The sequence below is a fragment of the Parabacteroides chinchillae genome, from assembly GCF_900108035.1.
In the GTDB taxonomy this organism is placed as follows: Bacteria; Bacteroidota; Bacteroidia; order Bacteroidales; family Tannerellaceae; genus Parabacteroides; species Parabacteroides chinchillae.
Genome location: NZ_FNVS01000025.1, coordinates 1 through 19,066, shown reverse-complemented (window position 1 = coordinate 19,066; position 19,066 = coordinate 1). Strand labels below are relative to the sequence as shown.

Genomic DNA, 19,066 nt, shown 5'->3' with positions numbered 1-19,066 from the left:
AAAATAGAACACAATGAACAAGAACAAGTTTTTATTATTATCCGCACTGTGTGCAATGATGGCCGTTTCTTTTATGGCATGTGATAATGAGGATGATCCGACTCCGGGCCCGACTCCGGGTACAGCTAAAACGACAGGTGTATATATACTCAATTCAGGAAAAATGGGTAGTAATAATTCTACTTTGGATTATTATGATCCTGAAACGAAGAAGTTGACAACAAAAGTGTTTTCCACAATTAATGGAAGAGGATTAGGAGACACTGCCAATGATATGCTGATTTATGGTTCAAAAATGTATGTAGCAGTTAATGCTTCTGCTACTATAGAGGTTATGGATTTATCAGGAAAATCTCTTGCAACTATTTCTCCTAAAGATGATGCGGGTATACCGGAACAACCTCGGATGCTGGAATCTTACAATGGGAAAGTCTACGTTACTTTGTTTAATGGATACCTGGCTTCTATAGATACAACAAGTCTGACTATTGATAAAAAAATCAAAGCTGGCATCGGACCGGAAGGAGTTCGTGAGTGTAACGATAAATTATACGTTGCAAGTTCTGGTGGTTGGAGTGACAGAGACAGTTCTTTGTTGATTATCGACCCGGTTACTTTTACGGTAACAACGGATACGGTAAATGTAATATTAAATCCTCAGGCTATGTATAAAGATAGTGAAGGTGATTTGTATGTTGTTTCATGGGGAGACTATGGAGATATAAAGAACACATTGCAGCGTGTAGACGGAAAAACAGGTGAAGTTTCTACTGTTTTTAAAGCAACAATGTGCACAGTTACAAATGATATTTTATATGCTATCTATGCTCAATATGGCGAACCAGAAATTAAGTATGTGAAATATGATACAAAGAAAGAAGAAATTATTTCTGAAAACTTTATTACGGATGGAACACAATTAAAAGATACTCCTTATAAAATTAGTTCAGATCCGATTTCAGGTAATGTATACATTACAACTTCCGATTATAAAAATACCGGAGACGTTTATGTATTTTCTCCTGAAGGTAAATTGCTTGATAAGATAGCTGTTTCGGGTATGAACCCTATGGGAGCTTTCTTTGTGACAAAATAATGCAGAATAGATTTTGATTATGAAGCAAATCATCTCTTTACTGTTTGTTCTTTGGACTGCCGTATCGTGTACGCAGCCCAAAAAGCAAACGGATAATACTCTTGTCTCGGTTGATAAGATTCAGTATTCTCAGGGATATACAATAGAACGGTATAGTGATTATATTGTTGCCGAGTTACGTGATCCATGGGACACTACACGTATTTTACAGCGTTATTTGTTGGTAGACAGGAATAAGGATGTTCCGGGAGGAATGCCTAAAGGTACAATTGTGCGTATTCCTTTAAAAAATATTGTGGTCTATAACTCGGTACATAGTTCTATTGTGGAATTACTGGATGCAGCCGAAAATATTGTAGGTGCTTGCGAGTCCCGTTATATGGACACCCCTATAATCAGGGAACGACTGGATAAGGGAGTGATTGCAGATTTGGGTGAAGCTACTGCTCCGAACATTGAAAAAATGGTAGAGATTGGTTCGGAAGTGATTCTTGCTTCCCCATTCCGTAATTCGGGATATGGTCCGGCTGAAAAGCTAGGAATCCCTATCCTTGAGTGTGCTGACTACATGGAATCAACTCCATTGGGAAGAGCTGAGTGGTTACGCCTATATGGTCTTTTATTAGGCCGTGAAGATTTGGCAGACTCTCTTTTTCGTGCAACGGAGTCAAATTACCTTACTCTTAGCAAATTGGCAGAAGGAGTACAGCACCGTCCTACTGTATTTTCTGAAAAACGGTTTGGATCGACCTGGCATATCCCCGGAGGGGCTAGTTATATGGCTCACTTTTTTAAAGATGCAGGTGCCGATTATATGTTTACAGACCTTCCCGGAGCGGGAAGTACGCCTCTTGCTTTTGAAACGGTTCTGGATAAAGCTATTCATGCCGATATCTGGCTGATAAAGTATAACCAACCGGATGATATGACATATGCCGGTTTGCGTGCCGAGTATACGCCGTATGAGAATTTTGATGCATTTAAGAAGAAAAATATTTATGCTTGTAATACCGGCTCTGTTCCTTATTATGAAGAATTTCCTATGCACCCGGATTATCTGTTGAAAGATTTGGTTTGGATATTCCATCCTGAGTTATTACCGGATTATACGCCCCGTTATTACAAAAAACTAGGCGGCTCTTAAATGGCTTTTGATATAATGATTTAAAAAGATATGTCTTTTGCATTTAAAAGACGGGACTTTTACATTAAAAGGATAGCTCTTTTTAATAGGTTGATTCATACCTTTATAAAATAAAAACCCGGTTTCTGTCAAAGAAACCGGGATTTTGTAGTTTGGCATTTTATTAGAGGGAGTTGTTTAGGGTCTGTTAAGCATATCCGTTGAGCATTCCATAGAAATACATAGGTTTTAACATGTATACTTTCAATAACCATGCCAGCCATTGTTCCTTTGATGTATCTATCATGGTGAAAGGGAATGAGATGTCCGGATTTTTGTCGTAATCGAACTCACAAAGCAATACATGTCCGTAGTCTGTTACGATCGGGCAGGCTGCATAGCCATTATATTTTTCTGCCGGTTCTTTTCCTTCCATTAGTGAAATCAGATTCTTTGCAGCGATAGGTACTTGTTTACGTATGGCTGCTGATGTTTTACTGGTTGGGATACCTGCCACATCTCCTAATGAAACGATGTTGGAATATTTTTGGTGCACCAATGTGTTTTTATCTACCATAACCCATGCTTCTGCTGCCAGTTTCCCTTCAGTCCAACCCAGTCCCGATTCGCGGACGAAGTCTGGGGCTGACATTGGAGGGGTGAAATGTAAGAAATCATAATCTTTGACGAAAGGAGTAACGATTTTCTCATCTCCTTTCTTTTCAATCTTTTCAAAATGTGCCTGCTTAGTAGCTGTGTCAACTCCTTTAAGCCGTACATTCAGATTGATAGGAATATTACGTTCGTCGTATATCTCCAACAGGCGTTTGGTGAAATAGGGTATATCATATAATTCGTGTGATGCCGTAAAATAGTCTAATTTTACCTTATCACGCGTATCTTGTTTTCGTGTATAATCATCAGTCAACAAACATATCTTTTTAGGCGCTCCTCCACATTTATGCTTTGTATATGTGTCTGTATAAAGTCCGCGTCCGCCGGTCTTGGCAAATTCCTGTAACGCTTTCCATGTTTTCTGAGCACCCTCAAAATCATATATGCTGTTTGCATTGCCTACGCCTAATGTGTCGTGAGTGATACCTTCTACTTTCTCCCAGTTTATTTGTAAACCAGGAGTGAGGACTAAAAAGTCATAAGGGATTTTTCCGTTATTAACCGTTGTTATCTGATTCCATACGGGGTCTACGCCTGCGACAGAATCTTTAATCCATTTTACACCTTTAGGCATGCAATCTTCCTGGTTTTTCCAAACCTCATCCGGTTGATATACTCCGGAAGCGATTAAGGTGAATCCCGGTTGATAGAATTGACGATCGCTCGGATCGATTAAAGTGATATCCGGTTCGTCCAGCCAACTTAACAAACGTGCTGCCATACTGATACCGGCAGCACCTCCGCCTATTATTACTATTTTGCCTTTAGCATTACTTGAAAAAGCTTTAACTTTCTCTGTTCCAAAAGTGGTAAGAATTCCGGCTGCCGCCAATAATTTGAAGAAGTTACGACGATCTATGCCCTTTTTCTCCAATTCCTCTAATTGTTTCTCCAGTTCGTGTTTCATCATGAATATAAGAATCTAAGAAATAAAATTAATAATTTTGAACAAAGAAACAATATTAAAATAAGATGACAATAAAGAAAGCTACAACACTGCTTGCGCAAGTGATTTGAGTATAAATTAAAGATACTACAATACTTTCACAAGTATGTTGATTTGATGTATAAATGACTGAAATATAAATATATATAAACTTAGTGTTTCTGATAAATAATAGATTAGAAACGCATCAGGAAATCTGCTAAATTTGTGTCGGAATCCAAACCTAAACGTTTTCTTAAACGGTATCTGCGTATTTCTACGGCTCTGACAGATATATTTAAAAGAGATGCTATTTCCTTGGTAGAAAGATTCATTCGCAGAAAACAACATATTCTTAAATCACCGGCAGTAATATCCGAGTATTGTTCGCGCAGTTTGTCCATGAAATTGCGGTGTGCACTATTAAAATAGTTTTCAAAAAGAATCCAACAATCCTGGTCATTAAGTGTCTCTTCTATTAGCGTACGCAACCTGTTGTACATCTTGTTCGGATAACGATCTGCCAGTGCTTCTTTTTGGTGGTCTAATTCTTTCAATAAAGCTTGCATAGCTTCGTTCTTTTTCACTAAAGCGGAAGTTTGTAAAGTCAGTTCATTATTTTTATTTTGTAGCTCCGCTTCCAGCATTTCACTTTTAAGTTGATGAACTTTATGTTGTTCTGCAAGTTTGTCGGCTTCCAGTTTATTTTGTTCTTCTTTTCTTAAACTTTTCAGGTAATAATGTAGTCCGCCTTGTACTATAAGCCAAATTGCAAATAGGTAGCCTATGTAAGCCCATATACTATTATACCATGGCGGACGTACTTCAATAATCAGAGATATTTCGGGATAGGGGCCTTTTATAACATACTTTCTTACTTTAAGCTCATAAGTACCTTCTGGCAATTGAAGAAAAGAAATTTTTCCGTCTTTCTGCCAATCCGACCAATCAGAAGAAACTCCTTCTATCTTATAGCTTATTTGGTGGTTTGATGTGAAAATGGATGTTCCTGCATATACATTCATTTCTTTGAAGTTATGAGGTAATGATATGGTTTTGGTATCCAATGGTAGCTTTTGTAGCGTTTCATTGTATATATAGTCTATTTCAGCAAATCTTAAAGAAGTATTACCCAGATTGGATTCTATTAATTGGCGAGTGTCTACCAAAAGAATACCCTGCATGGCTGATACCAAGTAAAGATTACTGGATAGCGGAAATATTGCATCTCCGCGTGTTACCAGATTCATATTATAGTTGTCGAACAAAATCCGGCATTTCATACTGCCTTTTTCGTCTTCGAGATGGAATAATCCGGCTTCATTTTTGTAAGTCAGCCAATATAAATTTTCCGGAGCGGGATAAATATATTGTGCTTTGCTGAATATACCCAAGGCATCTGTGTTCTTAAATAGTCCGTCAATTTTTAATTTAGGGTTGGCTTTGTTATCTGGGAGAAAGGATTGGGCTTCTTTTTCCGGAATTGGCAGGAATTTCTCTCCGGGTTGCATCCTCCGTTTATAATATCCGATATTGGTCTGTATGTATAGCTCGTCTCCATTCAGGTATCCTTTTTTTAATTTACCGATATTGCTTCGTTCTGCCAATAATGTGATGGGAGGATCAAGTGCTATTTGTGATAAGCCATTGTCGAATGCTACCCAGACTAACTTTTCATCCTGTACGCATATTGCACGTACCAAATTATCCTGTAGCCGGTTGTTATGATGTAAATGCAGTAAAATATCTCCTTCCTTATTGGTAATATACAGGCCGCTTGTTTCTGTCCCTGTGAAGTGAAGGTCGCGGATTGTAGCATAGGCTGTAGGTTGTGCTTGTTTTACCTCTTCGGGCAGTAAATAAGGTTCTACATGGCTGTCGAAACCTACACCATCCGGTAATTTATCTATTGTATGATAGTGTAATTGACCCATGTTGTCTGATGTCCAGTATCCGTATACATTATCTTCTGTTTTTGTGTATATCTTATTATCAAAATAAGTAACTCCGTTTATGATATCGTTGTCTGGTAACGGATAGAGCCGCCATGTATTTCCGTCAAAAGAGAGTAGTCCTGAGTTATTGGCAACATATAATATACCGTTGTGTGAAACAGAGAGTGCCCAATTCTGGCAACTGGCTTTATAGTCGTCTACACCATAATTTTGGATAAGAAAGGAGGGAGGGACTACCGGAACAGCCTGCATAATAAAAGCTGTCAATATTGTGAAGAATAATATTAACGGTAGTTTGAACATGGTCTTTTTAATATTAGAAAACAGTAGAGACAAGGAGTTGCCTTGTCTCTACTAAAATTTTACGGTTACAAATATAGTAAAATATTTTTTTACTTATATTCCTGCCAGCTCTTAATCTGTATATCTTCTGTGTTCAAATTACAGAATGCGCTGATAAATGCACTGGCTAAACGGGCATTTGTAATCAATGGTATATTGTGGTCGATTGCTGCACGGCGAATCTTATATCCATTGGTTAACTCCCGCTTACTATGGTCTTTTGGGATGTTGACTACCAATTCGAAAGCATGTTTGCTGAACATTTCCATGATGTTCAAGTCTCCTTGTTCGTCTGGCCAACATACGGCTGTTGCCTTAATTCCGTTATCATTTAAGAATTTAGCAGTTCCGTGTGTACCGTAGATCGTATAGCCTTTGTTGGCTAACATACGGCAGGGTTCCAGTAAATCTACTTTACTCTTGGCTGCACCGGAAGAAACCAGGATATTTTTCTTTGGAATATTATTCCCTACTGCAACCATGGCTGATAACAAGGCTTCATCAAAGTCGTCTCCAATACAACCTACTTCGCCGGTAGAACTCATATCGACACCCAGTACCGGATCTGCTTTGTGCAGACGTGCAAATGAGAACTGAGATGCTTTAACACCAATCCAGTCGATGTCGAATGCACTCTTGTCGGGTTTTGTATAAGGAACGTCCAACATGATGCGGGTAGCTGTTTCAATAAAGTTGCGTTTCAGCACTTTTGATACGAATGGGAAGCTGCGTGATGCACGCAAGTTACATTCGATTACTTTTACGTCGTTATTTTTAGCCAGATATTGGATATTGAAAGGACCGCTGATATTTAATTCCTTTGCGATCATTTTACTTACCTTTTTAATGCGGCGTGCAGTTTCGAAGTATATTTTCTGTGCAGGGAATACCAATGTTGCATCACCTGAGTGTACACCCGCAAATTCAATATGTTCTGAAATTGCATATTCAACAACTTCACCGTTCATTGCTACGGCGTCAAATTCGATTTCTTTTGCTCCCTGAAGGAATTCGGAAACAACTACCGGATATTCTTTTGACACTTTTGCTGCCAAATCCAGGAATTCGATCATCTGTTCTTTGCTGTGGCATACGTTCATTGCTGCACCAGACAGTACATATGACGGACGGATCAGGATTGGGAAACCTACCTTTTCGATGAATGCGTCAATTTCTTCCATGCTGGTAAGTTCTGCCCAACGTGGCTGGTCGATACCCAGTGAGTCCAACATAGCAGAGAATTTGTGACGGTTTTCTGCACGGTCGATAGATAATGGAGACGTTCCTAATACCGGTACATTCTGGCGATATAATTTCATAGCCAGGTTATTTGGTATTTGTCCTCCTACTGATACGATTACGCCTTTCGGAAGTTCCAGGTCGATTACGTCTAATACGCGTTCGAATGAAAGTTCATCAAAGTATAAGCGGTCGCACATATCATAGTCGGTAGAAACGGTTTCCGGATTATAGTTGATCATAATCGATTTGTAGCCCAGTTTGCGTGCAGTTTGCGTTGCATTTACCGAACACCAGTCGAATTCTACAGAAGAACCGATGCGATAAGCTCCCGATCCCAGGATAATGACACTCTTATCATTCGGATAATAATTTATGTCGTGCTGGCTGCCATCATAAGTCATGTACAAATAGTTTGTCAGCTCGGGATGTTCGGATGCTACTGTATTGATCCGTTTTACACTAGGCAGAATACCCATTTGTTTACGCAGGTTGCGTACACGGATATTTTCTTTCTCCATATTGCCTTCCGGGTTTTCTACATAACGGGCAATCTGGAAATCTGAGAATCCTAAACGTTTTGCTTCACGCAATACATCTTCGGGAATATCTTCAATTTTATTGTAAGAAGACAATACTTTTGTATAGTCTACTATATTTTTTAGTTTTTCGAGGAACCAGGGAGTGATTTTGGATAGTTGGTGAATGCGGTCTACTGTGTAACCTTCTTCCAAGGCTTTTGCCACAGCGAAGATACGTAAGTCGGTCGGGTTGGCCAGTTCATCATCCAGATTGTCGAACGTAACATCATTGTTTCCAACGAAACCATGCATACCTTGTCCGATCATACGAAGGCCTTTCTGTATAATTTCTTCAAAACTCTTACCAATAGACATGATCTCGCCCACTGATTTCATACTGGAACCGATCAGGCGGCTCACACCAACAAACTTTGTCAAATCCCAGCGCGGAATTTTAACGATCATATAATCTACTTCCGGAGCTTTGTATGCTGAGTTGGGAGTACCCATTTCTCCAATTTCATCCAGACCGTAGCCTAAAGCAAGTTTCGCGGCAACGAAAGCTAAAGGATATCCGCTGGCTTTAGATGCTAATGCTGAAGAACGGCTTAAACGGGCATTTACTTCAATAACGCGGTAATCGCATGTGTCGGAATTGAATGCGTATTGTATATTGCATTCGCCCACAATACCCAGGTGACGGATTGTTTTTGTTGAAAGTTCTTTTAATAAATCCAACTCTTTTTCCGTCAATGAACAAGTGGGGGCAACAACGATACTTTCACCGGTATGTACACCCAGTGGGTCGACGTTTTCCATGCTTACTACGGTGAAGCAATGGTCGTTCTTGTCTCGGATTACTTCAAATTCGATTTCTTTCCAACCCTTTAACGATTCTTCTACCAATATTTGGGAAGAGTATGCGAATGCGCTTTCGGCCAGTATGCGTAATTCGGCTTCATCTTTACAGATGCCGCTACCCATACCACCTAGAGCGTATGCCGAACGGATCATAACGGGGAAGCCTATTTGGTAAGCTGCTTTAACTGCATCTTCAAGACTTTCTACAGCTTGGCTGATAGGGGTTTTTACTTCTATCTCGTTCAATTTTTTCACAAACAGGTCACGGTCTTCGGTATACATGATTGCTTCAACAGAAGTACCCAGTACTTTAACTCCGTATTTGGCAAGTGTACCGCTAGTATACAGTTGAGTTCCGCAGTTTAGGGCAGTCTGGCCTCCAAAAGCCAGCAGGATTCCGTCAGGTTGTTCTTTTTTGATAACTTCTTCAACAAAGTATGGTGTGATAGGCAGGAAATATACTTTATCGGCAACACCTTCCGATGTTTGAATAGTAGCAATGTTCGGATTAAGCAATACAGTGCTGATTCCTTCTTCCTTCAGCGCCTTTAGAGCTTGTGAACCGGAGTAGTCAAACTCGCCGGCCTGTCCGATCTTCAGGGCACCCGAGCCCAGAACAATCACCTTTTTGATTCCACTTTTCGACATAGTAATTGGGTTGTTTTATTATTAAATGATTTTATAGATGTTTTCTCTGTATTGGGCACAAAAAAAATGCGTTAGTAAAAATAACCAACGCATTTTATATAACCAAATTATAATCCTGTAAAATAAAGAAATAGGCTTCGTAGTCCGTCATATATGCGGAAAAGAACTTCGGATCATCCTTATATGTCTTTATTGTCATAGAAACCTTTTCTTCAAAATTTCGGCAAAGATATGGGTTTGTTTTAATACATACAAATATTGGAGGGGGAAAATTATTCTTTAGTGAAGCTAAACCATCTATATTAGCTTCGGCAACAAAATTAAATTCATCCGGCATCTAAATAGGATAGGGTAGGCAACTAAATCTGTCCGGATGCTATTATGAAATCATAGTTATGATTTAAAAAAATGATACTGGTGGTTTTTCAAAAACATACATATGGTTTTAAAACTTGCAAATCATTTGTGCCGTTACCTTACGGCTTGTTATCGAGGGAGGATTCTTTTTTTAATGTGAATAGAGGCAGATAGAAAAATATCCCGATAACAGACATCGTAAGTCCTCCTATAGTTCCGGCAGCCAATGGGAACCAGAATGCCTCTTTGTCTGTCCCTAACATAAATGGAATGAATCCTAAAATGGTAGAAATGACAGTGAGGAAGATTGGAGTTATTTTTGCATTCCACGCTTTCAGATATGCCCGGTAAGGAGGTAATAAAGGATTCTTGGTTCTTAGTTGGTTGTACTCGTTCAATATATATATACTGGCATTTACGGTAATACCGCATAAAAGGACGAAAGAAGCGAATCCTCCCTGGTCGAAGTTCAGTTTGAACCAATAGAATGTAAGAAATACGCCTATATAGGATATGGGTATAACGAATATTACAGCCAGCGGTTGTTTTAGGGAATTGAATAAAATGCTGGTTGTGAAGAATATAATAGCGATAATGAGCAAAAGTAAAAGATACTGTTTGTTATCCTTTTTATCCCAGTACCAGTAATTGTTTTCTGCTTTCGCAGTATATCCCATAGGTAGTATTTTATTGAATTCTTTCAAAACGCGTTCCTGTATTTTAGTTCCCTGATTTGATGCGCCAATATACTCGTATTGCAGGCAAAGACGGTATTGCTGGTTTACTTTGGCTACTTTCTGGGGCATTTGTCCCTTTTCTACATTGGCAAGTTCCGATAGTTTATAGGGTTTCCCATTTACATACTGGGGTATGTATTGCATATTCCATATATCATATTCGTTCGATTGCCGGGAGAATAGTTTTAATTTTTCCGTTTCATTGTCAACTATAATATTTCCGCTATATATATCTTTTCCGAATACCGGACGGAGCGATGCAAACAAATCGATAGGAAGAATACCTTCCTGCGACATGCGGGCTTTGTTTAATTTAAAATAGAATTCCTGATAATCGTCTTTCCACCATGAGTATTCGGAATTGATAAGTACTTCCTTGATCCGGCGGTAAGTAAGGAGTTTTTCTTTTAATTTTTCAGCCCATTCGTACAGGTCGTCATAGTTATACCCATACATTTCTATACGGAATGAGCCGGCGTTTTCACGGACATCATTGCTAAACCCCTGGTCTTGCAATCCCCAGACATTCCAACTGCCGCCTCCCAGTTCGAGTGCCTTACTTATGATACGGCTTTTTAGTACATATGGAAAACCGCTTCGTTCGCTTTCGCGGGTGAAATATATACTTATACCTGCCTGTCGCGCATTATAAATATTAGTTTGGAACTGCCGTATTTCTTTAAAACTACTTAAATAAGATTCCATCCGGCTGATGAGATGATTGGTTTGTCCCAATGTCGTGCCGTTAGGTAAAGATGCCCCTACATATAAAACGGTCTCGTCATTTCTGGTGAAATAGCTGCCTTCGTATACTTTCTGTACGAATAATCTTAATGTACCTCCCAGGGCTTTGTCCATAATAGGTTTTATACTTTCCTTATAAGTGTCGGTCGATACAATGGTATTATATTTTTCTATGAACAATGAATCCAGGGATGAATATTGTTTTTTATCATCCATTTCTATTTTGTCCGGTAATAAAAAGATTGGCAGGCCGAATATCAGAAGTAAAGCAATACATGCCAGTTTTTTCCAGTTACATAGGAAACGAATCTGTGCCCAATAATATCTGGAGAAATAAACAGGAAATCTTTTTATCCATCTCTTTAGCCTTGGAAATTTAGGAAGGTGAATACGGCGGTATTTTCCGGCAGGGTTTTTCTTGTGTTTTTCTTCCAGCCCCATTTTCTCTATTAAAGAAGGGACAAGGAATAAGGCTATAAATAAAGAAACGCCCAGGTTAACAATAACTACAGCAGCAAAATCTTGCAGGTTAAGACGTATTTTCTCATCCAGAAAAAAGATAATAACCAGTGCCCCCATTGTTGTTAGCGTGGCAGCCAGAATAGATAAAAAGGCATGCCTGTTATGGCGGTTACGAATATGTTCCGTCATAACTATGGTATTGTCCATGATCAGATTGAGAGAAATTGTTACGCCGGCCAGTGAGTATAACTGCATTTCTAACCCTAATAAATAATAGAGAATAACAGCAATACTAAGGTTTACACTTATGCTGATGATAATAAGAAACAGATAGCGGATGCTTTTTGTAATCAGTAAAACGAATGTTAATAAAATCAGTATGGTAAGTCCGGTACGTAGGTATATTTTATCTAATTCCTGTTGTATGAACTCTGTCGCATCGTAGCTGGTATGTATTTTATATCCGGCCGGTAACAGCGTGCGTATGTGTTCCATCTCCTCTTTTACTTTTTTAGCCAGTTGGAGCTGGTTTGCCGTTTCGTCTGCTTTTATGGATAGGTAGATAGAGTTTAGTCCGTTGATACGATAATAACTTTGCGGTGTTTCTTCCTGACGCGTTACTTTTACCAGCTGGTCTAAACGAATTAATTTCCCTTCTTTATTTTTTACAGAAATCAGGGCAGGGTTAAATCCCTCTTGTCCGTTTTCGGGAATAAGTGCCAAACGAATCCACTGGTTTGATTGTATGGACGAACCTGTTTGTGCCTGAACGTTGGCAATACCCAGGAATTCTTTTTTATAGTATTGGTAAATAGCAGTTTGCAGATCGTCTATAGAGATGCCTAATAATGTTAATTGGCGGCTGTCATATTCCAGCTTCCATTCCATGGGAGTAGCCCCGCTGACATCTATTCTGTATATTCCCTGTATTCCTGACAAACGGGGTTTTATCTGGTCTTCTGCGAAACGCTGAATAAAAATAGGGGTAGCCGCTGCATTTAGCGTATAGCTCATGAAAGGAGCAGACTCTTTATCGTCCGTCCGGCTCGTTTTCAGAATCGGATAACTCAATCCATCCGGTAAGCCAGGCCAGGTTTGCCGGATGATAGTAGATGCCTCGAAGCGGGCGGCATCTATATTTGTATGTTTATCCAACTCTAGTGTGATGTATCCCCAGCCATTTCCGGAGGTGGAGGATATCTTTTTTATCCCTTTTATACGGGCTAACATAGACTCCAACCTTGATGTTACCTCCATTTCGATTACGCGTGCCGAATTGTCGGGCATATTATAGCTGATGCTTAATCTTGGTAAAGTGCGCGAAGGCGATAACTTTATAGGTAACAACGGAATGAAGGCAAGCCCTGCCACCGCCACACAAAGAAAGGCGACGATGATAGTAAAAGAGGATATTTTGGGCGATGCACTCATTTCATATAATGGCTGTAATCGAATTCATTGCTGAGGCTGACTCCTGTTTCAAAATCATGTAATGTAAGTTTACGTATTTTGAAATAACTCAACCAGTAATTTTGCAAAGCAGATATATAGTTTCGCTGTGCCTCTTGTTGCCTGTTCAGGGAAAGAGTCAGACTGTTAATATCCGCTTTTCCGATCATAAAACGCTGTTTAGTCTCCGAATAAGCCATGATTGCCAGATCTAATGCTTCTTCGGCACTCGCGATCAGATTTTGTTGAATGTTGAAATCTCCAACTGTCATAATAACGTCTTCTTCGACACTCTGTTCCTGTTGTCTGGCTGAAATCTCGGTGACATTCAGATTGTTCTTTGCGATATTATGTTTCCCTTTTCTTACCCCCCAGTCAACCAAAGGAATAGATAAAGAGACGGAAACCATGTCTTGTTGTAACGGGTCGCGGTAAGCGTCTTTAAAATTGTTTGCTACTTGGTTAAAACCGATACTGGCTCTGAGAGATGCATTGAATAATGTTTCTTTTTTTGTTTTATCGACTTGTTGTTCAGCTTCCAGTATGCTTTGGCGAAGTTCCAGGAACTTTGGGTTATTTTCCCGTGCCATTACTAATGCTTCATCGGCAGAAACATCTAAGTCGGCGGGATGTCCCGGCAGACGCAACCGTATTTCCGTGTTTTTGTCCAGGTTTAGGAAAGAAGCCAGGCTGAACATGGCACGCTTTAGTGCAATATCCGCGTTTTGAAAGGCATTGCGGGCATTTACGGCATCCAATTTGAGGGTGAGCAGATCTGCTTGGCTTATGGAAGCTATCTTATGACGCTGCAATCCGGTTTGATAAAGAGTATCGGTAGATGCCACATTATCTTTTGCCAGGTCATATTCAGCTTGCGCCATTGCTAAAATGAAAAAGTAGGAGGTGGCTTGTTCGCTGATAGCCTCCCGGTTATAAAGAAATTCTTTTTTTACTTTTTCGTATTTCAGCGGTTCGATTTTTCGTTCCCAACGAAATGGATTATATCCGATCAGGCTTTGGGTATATCCTATTTGAATAGGTATGGTGGTAAATTGACTATATGCGTTGTCTCCGAAGTTCCGTATGTAGCCGAGGTCTGAACTCAAGAAGAAATTACCTCCCAGCAAATCGAAGTTTTGCTTGACTTCCAGGTTCCCTCCTGAATAAAATGATTGTTGTTTACGGTATACATCAATATCATTTTCGGAATCGTATCTTTTGGTAATGTCCCGGTAATATTGTGCCGGGGTCAGATTTAAGGTGAGGCTGGGCAAGCGATCTGCTTTATAAGTCCTGAACTGCCAGTATCCGGCAAGATACATATTCTTGGTACGGAAAGCTTCCAGGGAGCTGTCAGCTGCCATACTAATCGTCCTATCTAAAGACAGAATGAGCCGTTGAGCTGTTGTCTCTCCAAAAGTGACTAACAAAAAAGCTAATATTATATTTAAGAATCTCATATTTTATATCTATAAATTCATACTCTAATGTCTTATCTCACGCATGTTTCCGGTAGATATACCAATATATTAACGGAATTACAAAAAGGCTGACTGCTGTACCTAATAACATAGCCGAAATCATGGCAATTGACAGAGGTTTTTGTAACTCGCTACCCATATCGAATGAAAATAAAAGAGGTACCATACCGAATATTGTAGTGAGAGATGTCATGATAATCGGACGAAGGCGTCGTCTGCCGGCTTCGTGTATAGATTCCATTAATGGTCGGCCTTCTTTACGCAATTCGTTGATTGCGTCTAGTTTCAGGATAGAATCATTTATCACGATACCACAGGTTACCACAATACCAATGGCACTCATCAGGTTCAGACTATGCCCGCATAACCAAAGTACTAACAGTGCTGCTGCCACGTCAATAGGTATTTCCAATAGTACAATAAGGGGTTGGAGGAAACTCTCGAACTGGGCTGCCAGAATGAAATACATTAGTAAAAGAGAGATAAACAGGATGATCACCAATTCGTTCAACATCTGTTTGTTTGAGAAAAAGCTTCCCGAAAAATCCACATCCCAGTTTTGGACAGTTTCTTTTACCTTTCCCATTAAATGCTCTGCATCATCTACATTGTAAAAACTGAAAGGAATATATTCGCCGTTTTTTCCGGCTGTAATTGTTTTCAGGTCTTCTCCTTGTGTAATATGAACCAATGACTGCAGAGGAATGTATTGCGGTTCTTCTCCACTTTTTGCCGGACTTGTCCGGATAAGCGTGTTGCTTAATACTTGATTTATGCTCTGCTCGTTCCCTGCTAATGTGATTGGCAGATATTGTTGGTAAGAACGAAGAGTTGTTACTTCATTTTCTTTGAATGCAGTTTTCAGTATCTTATAAACTTCATTGTAATCTACATTATACAATAAGAGTTTCTGGCGGTCTATGGATATATTCAGCTGATCATCGAATGCGATGCCAACAGGAAGTATTCCTGTTTTGGCTGTAAGTGCTTTCTCTAAATTAAACAGGGTTGAGGCTACCGGAGCTTCTGTCTTATTGCGCGTGTATAATTCCGTTACAATATCAGCTTCACCTGTAACAAACAACTTTTCAAAAACAGTTTCAGGCGGTGCAAACGAAACTACTGCATTTGGGTATGATTGCTTTATCCACTGCTGGATATCAGATTGCAAAGGTGCAATATCTTTCGTGCTGAGTGTCTTTAAGTATAGTTCAGCCTCTGATACGGATAATTCCCGGTCTCTATTTAACAGAAATTGTTGTTGGCCGATATAGGCCGTATGTTCTGCTCCGAGTTTATCAGCTTGTGCGAATATGGAACTTACCCGCTTCCTGTTTTCGTCGATATGTATGTTTTCATTCCATTCTAAATGGACGATCAATTCATTCTGATCTATTTCCGGCATGCGGCTTTTGGGTATAACGTAAAATAAAACTACACACAAAGGCACAGTAATAATAACGAAAATAAGAGAAGAGCGTTTATGATCGAAAATAAAATCAACTCCTCCATCGTAGAAGCGGTCTAATGTGTGCTCTTTAACCAGGTTATTAATTTTAAGGTTGATAAAAGAATGCTTTATTTCAGGAATGCTGTATACCAGTTTGTAAAGAATAGGAAGCAACATGATTCCTGTAAAATAGGAAACCATCAGGCCCACGGTTACGGCAAAAGCCTGGTCGTAAAAGATGGCTCCGGCAATACCACTCATAAATACTAATGGGAGAAATACCGCTATAGTAGTGAATGTGGAGCTTAGCATGGGGGTGATGACTTCCGTAGTCCCTTTTATACAAGCTTCTTCCAAAGAGTCGCCTTTCGCCCTATATTGCGTGATATTTTCGGTAACAACGATCGAACTGTCTATCATCATACCCAATGCCAGTATTAATCCGGACAAGGATATAATATTGAGGGACATATTACATAAATAGAAAAACAGAAAACTGATAGTTAGACTGACTATTATACTTAGTCCAATTACGGCCGGGCTTTTTACGTCTCCTAAAAACAGAATGGCAACTATGCAAATGAAAATGAAACCGAGTGACAAGTTTTGTTTTAAGTTTGAAATGGTATAATCCAATAACTCCGTTTGATTGCGGGTAATACTGAATTCGATATCCGGATAAACGGAAGCAAAATAATCGGTAACCTCTTTTAATGCCTCCTTCATATTATCCATATTTTCGTCAGACTGTTTGATAACGGCGAGTGTGACCGCACGTTTGTTGCCGGCCAGTGACAAACCTGTTTCTTTTTCGGGAACAATGGCAATATTTGCTAAATCTTTTAACTGGAAAATGCGCCCGTTTTTCCGGATATAAATGTTTTGCACATCTTCGGGGGTACGCAACAGAGTTGAAAATTTAATGTTGTATTCATAATAACCGTCCCGAACAACCATACTGCCCGGTTCTATATTGTTTGAGTTTAATGCAGATTCAAGTTCGTCCAATGTAATATCTGCTATCTTCATCAGCTTCATATCCGGAACAATCTGCAGCTGCCGTTTCTGTATTCCGGTTATATCTACCATGGCTACTTCCGGTAATTGTTCAATGCGTCTTTTGATAACTGTTTCTGCAAATTGGCATAAATCAAGGAAAGCAGATTCGTCTATTCCTGATTTTTCGTTTTCATTTGTCTTCAGCGTGAGGTTGAGGTAAAAGACGGGAATATCGGTAGCACTGGCTTTGATGACGCGGGGACGCTCTATCTCTTTGGGGAGATAATTCATAGCTGCATCTATCTTTTCGTTTACTTCAATAAAAGCAAGATCAGTATTTGTCCCGAATTCGAAATTGAGACGGATAATACTTGCACCATCTCTTGTCTCACTATGGACATCTTTTAATCCGGCAACTTGCATGAGTTGTTGCCGGATCGGTTTTACTACCGTGTTTTCCAATTCCCGGGCAGATGTGTTTTGCCCTGCAACCTGAACGGTAATTTCTGGTATGGCAATATCCGGCAACAAAGAGATAGGAATGGTAAAATAGGTTACCAACCCGATGATAAAAAATGCCGTAAAAGCCATTAATACGGCTATGGGACGTTGTAGCAGGAATTTAATCATTGGTACTTTCGATTACTGTTACTGGCGCCTCATGTGCCAGGTTAATATTACCGCTTGTTATTATTATATCTCCTTCTTTCAGGCCTTCTGCTATTGTATAGTTTTCGGCATTTTCCAGTCCGGTTTGTACATAGTTCCAATAGGCTTTGTTGTTTACCAATGTAAATACTACTTGCTTGCCGGAGCGCAGAACAAGTGCTTCCTTCGGTATAACGAGTTGCTTACTTAACGAACGGTGGACGCTTACGCGGACATTCATTCCTTCAAACAATTTGCCTTTGTCGGTAACAGCAGCTTTCACTTTTACCATTCCGTTTTCATCAACCAGCGGGTTTATTTCGGAAATGCGGCCTTCCGTTTTATTCTCAGGTGAAGCAAATGGAGTGACTTCTACCCGGTCTCCTGCTTTAATTAATGGCAGTTCGCTTTCTAAAACAGTGAAAGAAGCTTCCAGGCTATTGGGATTAATAATTGTACAGAACACATCTGATGTGGATGCCGTATTGAACGGCTTGGCGAACAGGTTAGCAACGATTCCGTCAAAAGGAGCTGTCAGGGTTGCATTACGTTCTTCAAATTCGGCAAGCTTATATTGTATAAATGATTGGTCATAGCCACTTTTTGTTTTTACCAGTTGCATTGTTGCAGCAGGAATCCTGGCCGAGTCTTCCAGTTTATAGCCTTGACCTATCAATACATCCTGTAGTTCCAATTTTGCACGTTCCAGGGCATCCTTTGCCTGAGATAGTTTATTTGCTAAACGAAACTTTGACAGTTCTGCCAGTTTTTGTCCTTTTGTGACCCTGTCTCCGTTTTTTACATAGATGGTGGCTATAGGTTCGGCCGATTCAAATTTTAAATCGGCGTACATACGTGCAGATAGTTTACCGTTACTTATTAATTCGTGGTTGAAGTCTGTCGTCTTTAGAGCCATAACAGTAACTTCATTTGTTTCGTCGGGCAAAACTGTTTCAACAGATTCTTCACCGGGCTCTGTTGTCTTTTTATCACCGGAACATCCGATTAATCCTGCAATTAATAGTATGATAAATACATTGTAGCTCTTCATAGTATTAAATTTAATATCACAAATATAATAAAATGGTAATATGTACATACGAAATATTCATAATTTATTCATAATTAACTGTGTCTGGAAATAAACTATTTCTATATACACATTCATTTATCAGTGTATAAAAGAAGTTTATTTCTGTTTTTTCAACAAGTTTTTATGCTGACAAAAAACTGACATGAAGTAAAAGTTTGTTTTATCCTTTAAAACCAGTTTATTATACCATTGCTATATGTGAAAATCCGTTCTTGTATTTTGGGAGCAATAACTTTATAGATTGTATTTTGAGGGATTTGT

9 protein-coding genes are annotated in these 19,066 nt (G+C 39.4%); 2 read left to right on the top strand and 7 right to left on the bottom strand.

Features of this window, described 5'->3' with window-relative positions:
• The first annotated feature begins 13 nt into the window (after window positions 1-13).
• Both C4S38_RS15105 and C4S38_RS15100 read left to right on the top strand, forming a co-directional pair.
• Window positions 14-1,096, top strand: a complete 1,083-nt coding sequence (locus C4S38_RS15105; protein WP_103984397.1) for a YncE family protein — start codon at window positions 14-16, stop codon at window positions 1,094-1,096.
• 19 nt (window positions 1,097-1,115) lie between these two features.
• Window positions 1,116-2,240: an ABC transporter substrate-binding protein gene (locus C4S38_RS15100; protein ID WP_103984396.1), complete on the top strand. Its 1,125-nt coding sequence runs from the start codon at window positions 1,116-1,118 to the stop codon at window positions 2,238-2,240.
• A gap of 187 nt (window positions 2,241-2,427) precedes the next feature.
• On the opposite strand, the gene C4S38_RS15095 is transcribed toward C4S38_RS15100, so the two are convergent.
• The 7 genes from C4S38_RS15095 to C4S38_RS15060 form a co-directional block, all read right to left on the bottom strand.
• Window positions 2,428-3,804 carry an NAD(P)/FAD-dependent oxidoreductase gene (locus tag C4S38_RS15095; RefSeq protein ID WP_103984395.1) on the bottom strand — a complete coding sequence of 459 codons (1,377 nt, stop codon included), beginning with the start codon at window positions 3,802-3,804 and terminating at the stop codon, window positions 2,428-2,430.
• 212 nt (window positions 3,805-4,016) lie between these two features.
• Window positions 4,017-6,077: a helix-turn-helix and ligand-binding sensor domain-containing protein gene (locus tag C4S38_RS15090; RefSeq protein ID WP_103984394.1), complete on the bottom strand. Its 2,061-nt coding sequence runs from the start codon at window positions 6,075-6,077 to the stop codon at window positions 4,017-4,019.
• Window positions 6,078-6,166: 89 nt separating this feature from the next.
• Window positions 6,167-9,385: a carbamoyl-phosphate synthase (glutamine-hydrolyzing) large subunit gene (carB, locus tag C4S38_RS15085; RefSeq protein ID WP_103984393.1), complete on the bottom strand. Its 3,219-nt coding sequence runs from the start codon at window positions 9,383-9,385 to the stop codon at window positions 6,167-6,169.
• Between the two features lie 476 nt (window positions 9,386-9,861).
• Entirely contained in the window at window positions 9,862-13,116 is a 3,255-nt protein-coding gene (locus C4S38_RS15075; protein WP_103984391.1) for an efflux RND transporter permease subunit, read from the bottom strand.
• A complete protein-coding gene (locus C4S38_RS15070) occupies window positions 13,113-14,594 on the bottom strand; it encodes a TolC family protein (protein WP_103984390.1) in 1,482 nt (493 codons plus the stop codon). Before C4S38_RS15070 ends, C4S38_RS15075 begins: the two co-directional genes overlap by 4 nt.
• Before the next feature lie 37 nt (window positions 14,595-14,631).
• Window positions 14,632-17,694, bottom strand: coding sequence for an efflux RND transporter permease subunit (locus tag C4S38_RS15065; RefSeq protein ID WP_103984389.1), 3,063 nt, complete (start codon window positions 17,692-17,694; stop codon window positions 14,632-14,634).
• Window positions 17,687-18,763, bottom strand: a complete 1,077-nt coding sequence (locus C4S38_RS15060; RefSeq protein WP_103984414.1) for an efflux RND transporter periplasmic adaptor subunit — start codon at window positions 18,761-18,763, stop codon at window positions 17,687-17,689. Before C4S38_RS15060 ends, C4S38_RS15065 begins: the two co-directional genes overlap by 8 nt.
• Window positions 18,764-19,066: the final 303 nt, after the last annotated feature.

Excerpts from the sequence above, each read along its gene's own strand:
- C4S38_RS15070 (WP_103984390.1), bottom strand. The coding sequence starts at position 14,594 with ATGAGATTCTTAAATATAATATTAGCTTTTTTGTTAGTCACTTTTGGA.
- C4S38_RS15075 (WP_103984391.1), bottom strand. The coding sequence starts at position 13,116 with ATGAGTGCATCGCCCAAAATATCCTCTTTTACTATCATCGTCGCCTTT.
- C4S38_RS15065 (WP_103984389.1), bottom strand. The coding sequence starts at position 17,694 with ATGATTAAATTCCTGCTACAACGTCCCATAGCCGTATTAATGGCTTTT.
- C4S38_RS15090 (WP_103984394.1), bottom strand. The coding sequence starts at position 6,077 with ATGTTCAAACTACCGTTAATATTATTCTTCACAATATTGACAGCTTTT.
- C4S38_RS15100 (WP_103984396.1), top strand. The coding sequence starts at position 1,116 with ATGAAGCAAATCATCTCTTTACTGTTTGTTCTTTGGACTGCCGTATCG.
- C4S38_RS15060 (WP_103984414.1), bottom strand. The coding sequence starts at position 18,763 with ATGAAGAGCTACAATGTATTTATCATACTATTAATTGCAGGATTAATC.
- C4S38_RS15105 (WP_103984397.1), top strand. The coding sequence starts at position 14 with ATGAACAAGAACAAGTTTTTATTATTATCCGCACTGTGTGCAATGATG.
- C4S38_RS15095 (WP_103984395.1), bottom strand. The coding sequence starts at position 3,804 with ATGATGAAACACGAACTGGAGAAACAATTAGAGGAATTGGAGAAAAAG.
- carB (WP_103984393.1), bottom strand. The coding sequence starts at position 9,385 with ATGTCGAAAAGTGGAATCAAAAAGGTGATTGTTCTGGGCTCGGGTGCC.